6 protein-coding genes are annotated in these 5,000 nt (G+C 66.8%); 5 read left to right on the forward strand and 1 reads right to left on the reverse strand.

All coding sequences use genetic code 11. From position 1 onward, the window contains the following. Nucleotides 1–132 (forward strand): alpha/beta fold hydrolase (locus IC50_RS43120; RefSeq protein WP_440588140.1); only part of this gene is annotated, 132 nt, incomplete at its 5' end. A gap of 67 nt (nucleotides 133–199) precedes the next feature. On the opposite strand, the gene IC50_RS17345 is transcribed toward IC50_RS43120, so the two are convergent. Further along, nucleotides 200–655, reverse strand: coding sequence for a carboxymuconolactone decarboxylase family protein (locus tag IC50_RS17345; protein WP_035707179.1), 456 nt, complete (start codon nucleotides 653–655; stop codon nucleotides 200–202). A 99-nt stretch (nucleotides 656–754) separates the two neighbouring features. Between IC50_RS17345 and IC50_RS17350 the strand changes: the two genes are divergently transcribed. The 4 genes from IC50_RS17350 to IC50_RS17365 all read left to right on the forward strand — a co-directional run bounded on the left by IC50_RS17350 (nucleotide 755) and on the right by IC50_RS17365 (nucleotide 4,890). Beyond that, on the forward strand, nucleotides 755–1,612 hold the full coding sequence (locus tag IC50_RS17350; protein ID WP_035707158.1) for a sigma-70 family RNA polymerase sigma factor: 858 nt from the start codon (nucleotides 755–757) through the stop codon (nucleotides 1,610–1,612). Nucleotides 1,613–1,797: 185 nt separating this feature from the next. Next, nucleotides 1,798–2,475, forward strand: coding sequence for a GntR family transcriptional regulator (locus tag IC50_RS17355; RefSeq protein ID WP_035707182.1), 678 nt, complete (start codon nucleotides 1,798–1,800; stop codon nucleotides 2,473–2,475). Between the two features lie 136 nt (nucleotides 2,476–2,611). Continuing rightward, on the forward strand, nucleotides 2,612–3,412 hold the full coding sequence (locus tag IC50_RS17360; protein WP_035707161.1) for a phytanoyl-CoA dioxygenase family protein: 801 nt from the start codon (nucleotides 2,612–2,614) through the stop codon (nucleotides 3,410–3,412). A gap of 164 nt (nucleotides 3,413–3,576) precedes the next feature. Then, complete coding sequence (locus IC50_RS17365) at nucleotides 3,577–4,890, forward strand: NAD(P)H-dependent oxidoreductase (RefSeq protein ID WP_035707165.1); 1,314 nt, start codon at nucleotides 3,577–3,579, stop codon at nucleotides 4,888–4,890. The last annotated feature ends 110 nt before the right edge of the window (nucleotides 4,891–5,000 follow it).

A 5,000-nucleotide genomic window follows, 5' to 3' on the forward strand; every position in this document is an offset into this window, starting at 1 on the left:
GTGATGTGGCGCGTGTTGGCCGCGCATATCGCAGGCAGCAGGACGGCGGTGATCCCGAATGCAGGTCACTGGATGTTCGAGCAAGCGCCGCTGGAATTCGGCGAGGCGGTGAACAGGTTCTTGGCGGAGTAGGCGCGTCTTCGCCTCTCTCCGCAAGCGGGGCGAGGGAGTACGCGGCCGGAGCCTCCCTCGCGCGGCCTCACACCTTCCACACGCCGACCGGCATCTTGATCGTCGCGTTCAGCCTGTTCCACACGTTGATCGTCGCGATCGCGAGGATCAGCGTTGCGAGTTCGCGCTCGTCGAAATGCTTGTCGGCTTCGTTCCAGGTCGCATCCGGCACCGGGTCCTCGCGATCGGCGAGGCGCGTGACCGCCTCGGTCAAGGCCAGCGCGGCGCGCTCGGCGTCGGTGAAATAGGGCGCATCGCGCCAGGCGGACACGGCGAACAGGCGCTCGTCGGTTTCACCCGCCTTGCGGGCGACCTTCGGATGCATGTCGACGCAGACGCTGCAGCCATTGATCTGGCTGGCGCGCAGGTGCACCAGTTCCAGGAGCTTTTCCGGCAGGCCCTGCTTGGTCAGGTTGCCGAGGGACTGAAGGACATTCATGGCCTCAGGCAGGACCATGACCGGGTGATTCATGCGAGCGTGCATCATTTTCGTCTCCATCTGTCGAATTTCGAAGGTTCCGGTCACATCCGCCGGATTGGCTTCGTCAATGGCATGACGGATCGCGACGAGGGAATGTGACCGATGACCGAACAAAATTTTCTCACTGAACGGTTCGAGGCCAGCAGGGACCATTTGCGCGCGGTCGCCTACCGCATGCTGGGATCCCGCGCCGAGGTCGACGATGCCGTTCAGGAGGCGTGGCTGCGGGTCAGCCGCTACGACATGTCCGACGTCGCGAATTTGCGCGGCTGGCTGACCACCGTGGTGGCACGCATCTGCCTCGACATGTTGCGCGCGCGAAAGTCGCGCAAGGAGGAGCCGATGGGTCCGCATGTGCCGGAGCCGGTCGACGAGACGCGGGAGCGCGAAGCGGAGATGGCCGACTCCGTCGGCGCGGCGCTGCTCGTCGTGCTGGAAACGCTGCAGCCGGCGGAGCGGCTCGCCTTCGTGCTGCACGACATGTTCGCCGTGCCCTTCGAGGAGATCGCGCCGATCGTCGGCCGCTCGGTGGATGCCTCGCGGCAGCTCGCGAGCCGGGCGCGGCGGCGCGTGCAGGGCGCGCCGGTGCCCGAGACCAACCTGTCACGCCAGCGCGGAATCGTCGATGCCTTCCTCAAGGCGTCGCGCGAAGGCGATTTCGAGGGACTGCTGGCCGTGCTCGATCCCGACGTCGTATTCCGCGCCGATCAGGCCGCGGTGCGGCTCGGCGCGCTGGCGGAGATCCGCGGCGCGGATGCGGTCGCGCAGCTCTACAAGGGCCGCGCCCAGGCCGCGCGGGCGGCGCTGGTCGATGGCGAGATCGGCGTTGCCGTCATCCTCGGCGGGAAGCTGCGCATCGCGCTGCGGGTGGCGTTCACAGGCGACCGTATTGCCGGGATCGAGGCGCTGGCCGATGCAGAGCGGATCGCAACGCTCGACGTGGAAGTGCTGGAGCACTGAGGTCCGGAGACAAATATCGCGAAAACAACCCCATGCACAGTAGACAGGCCAAGTAATATCAATGACTTAGCTGTTAGAACGAGGGCATGCTGAGCCACCCTCAGATACCGCTTGACGCCTCCTCCCGCGAAGCGTAGTTTCGAATACGGAATTCCGTATTCCCATTGTCTTTCGGAGCTGCCGGCGTGATCCCTCTCGACCCGCTCCCGAACTTGATCGACCAGGTCTATGCGCGGATTCTGGAGGCGATCTCCGACCGCACGCTGCGCCCCGGCCAGCGCATCCGGCAGAACGAGCTGGCCGACAAGCTCGGCGTGTCGCGCCAGCCTGTCTCGCATGCGCTGCACCTGTTGCATCGCCAGGGCCTGGTGGCCGAGAGCGGCCGGCGTGGCTTCGAAGTCACCCAGCTCGATCCCGCACGCATCCGCCAGCTCTACGAGGTGCGCGGCGCGATCGACGCGCTGGCGGCCCGGCTCGCGGCCGAACGTGCGGCATACGACGCGGCCGGACGCGCGCGGCTGGAGGCGGCGCTCGCCGCCGGACGCCGCAGCGACCGCAACACGGCGCTGGCCGAGCTCATCGGGCTCGATGTCGATTTTCACCGCGCGATCTATCAGCTCGCCGGCAATCCCGTGATCGAGGAGACCATCGCGCCGCAATGGCCGCACATGCGCCGCTCGATGGCAACCGTGCTCTCCGAGCTCGATTATCGCGACAGCGCCTGGGCGGAGCATGCCGATATTGCCGGACACATTCTCGCCGGTGACGCCAATGCCGCCGAACGCGCCGCGCTGGCACATGCGCAGACGGCGGGACGGATGACTGAGGAGAGATTGCGGGCGACGGAGGAAGCGGCGGCGTAGCTATTTGCGTCCCGTCATTCCGGACGCGCAAAGCGCGATCCGGAATCTCGAGGTTCTCAGGTGCGCAAGTGCGCACCCGAGTTCGGTCCTGCGGACCGGAACGACAACAAGAACAAGTCAACAGGAGGACGACCCGATGAAACTGTCCCAGGAACAATTGGAGTTCTTCCATCGCGAGGGCTGGCTGTTCCTGCCCGAGCTGTTCAGCCAGGAGGAGGTCGACCTGCTCGCGCGCGAGGCGGTCGGCATCTATGACGCCAACCGGCCGGAGGTCTGGCGCGAGAAGAGCGGCGCGCCGCGCACGGCTTTTGCCGCGCATCTCTACAACGAGGCGTTCGGGATCCTGGGCGCGCATCCGCGCATGATCGAGCCGGTCGAGCAATTGTTCGGCGAGCCGGTCTACATGCACCAGTTCAAGATCAACGCGAAATCGGCCTTCACCGGCGACGTCTGGCAGTGGCACCAGGACTACGGCACCTGGAAGCGCGACGACGGCATGCCGGAGCCGCGCGCGATGAACATCGCGATCTTCCTCGACGAGGTGATGCCGATCAACGGCCCCCTGATGCTGGTGCCGCGCAGCCAGAACGCCGGCGATCTCGAAGCCTCGCACGACCTCGCCACCACCTCCTATCCGTTGTGGACGCTGGATGAGGCCACCGTGACGCGCCTCGTCGAGCAGGGCGGCATCGTCGCGCCCACGGGCAAACCCGGCGGCATGCTGATGTTCCACGGCAATCTGGTGCACGGCTCGAGCGGCAACATCACCCCCTACCCGCGCAAGATCGTGTACCTGACGCTGAACGCGGTCTCGAACCATATCCGCAAGCCCACGCGGCCAGAGTACATCGCGCATCGCGATTTCACGCCGATCAAGACCGTGGATGATGATGCTCTGGTGCGGCTTGCGCGTGCGCCCCGGCAGGCGGCGGAGTAAGAGTAGGATCCGGTCCCGTGCCCCGGACGCAGCGCAGCACGTCAGTGATGCGCTGCTGAGCCGGGGCCCACGCCGCCACGTCTTCTCGGTCTGGGTCCCGGCTCTGCGGAGCAGCGTTCCACGCTGCACCGCGTCCGGGACACGACCATTGCCAGGATATTCCCATGAACCTCTTCCGCCTCCTCCAGGCCCGCGCGTCCGCCGGCAAGCCTGTCCGTGTCGCGCTGATCGGCGCGGGCAAATTCGGCTCGATGTTTCTGGCACAGGTGCCGCACACGCCGGGGCTGGAGGTGCCTGTTATCGTCGATATCGACTGCGAACGCGCGCGCGAGGCCTGCCGCACGGTGGGCTGGAGCGCCGAGCGGATCGCCGCAACCGTGTTCACCGACGACGGCGCGCGCGCCATCGCCGGCGGCGCGATGGATGTGGTGGTGGAAGCGACCGGCAATCCCGCGGTCGGCATCAAGCACGCGCGCGCCGCGATCGCCGCGGGCAAGCATATCGTGATGGTCAATGTCGAAGCCGACGTGCTGGCGGGCCCGCTGCTCGCCGAGGAAGCGCGCAAGGCCGGCGTGGTCTATTCGCTCGCCTATGGCGACCAGCCGGCGCTGACCGCCGAGATGGTCGACTGGGCCCGCGCCACCGGTTTTCGCGTCGTCGCCGCCGGCAAGGGGACAAAGTACCTGCCGGCCTATCATGACGTGACCCCCGACGGTGTCTGGCAGCACTACGGCCTGACTGCGGGGGAGGCGCAATCGGCCGGCATGAATCCGCAGATGTTCAACTCCTTTCTCGACGGCACCAAATCGGCGATCGAGATGGCCGCGATTGCCAACGCCTGCAGCCTCGACGTGCCGGCGGACGGCCTGCTGTTTCCGCCCTGCGGCGTCGACGACCTGCCGCACATCATGCGACCGCGCTCGCGCGGCGGCGTGCTGGAGCGGTCCGGCCTCGTCGAGGTCGTCTCCTCGCTCGAGCGCGACGGCCGGCCGGTGTTTCGCGACCTGCGCTGGGGCGTCTATGTCGTGCTGGAGGCACTGAGCGACTATGCGGCCGACTGCTTCAGGCAATATGGCCTGAAAACCGACGCCAGCGGACGCTTCGCCGCGATGTACAAGCCGTATCATCTGATCGGGCTCGAGTTGAACATCTCGGTGCTGTCGGCCGCGCTGCGGGGCGAGCCCACCGGGCAGGCCAGCGGCTTCCGCGGCGACGTCGCAGCGGTGGCCAAGCGCAATCTGCGCGCCGGCGAGATGCTCGACGGCGAAGGCGGCTACACGGTGTGGGGCAAGCTGGTACCGGCGGCTGCGAGCCTGAGGGCCGGCGCCTTGCCGATCGGCCTGGCGCACCGCGTAACGTTGAAGCATGACGTCGCGCACGGTGCCGTGGTGCGCTGGGGCGATGTCGAGTTCGACGCCGGCAATGAGACGATGAAGACGCGCAAGGCCATGGAAGCCGCGTTCGCAGCGCAGCATTGAAGGTGGCGACCATAGCGCAACCAAAGTGCGCTTGATTTGCGGTCGCCCTTTGGTCATCCTGCCTCCCGATCCGGGAACACAGAATTTTCGGACGCCAAAAAACGTCGGCC

It is taken from the genome of Bradyrhizobium genomosp. I (2014) (assembly GCF_000261685.1).
Lineage (GTDB): Bacteria > Pseudomonadota > Alphaproteobacteria > Rhizobiales > Xanthobacteraceae > Bradyrhizobium.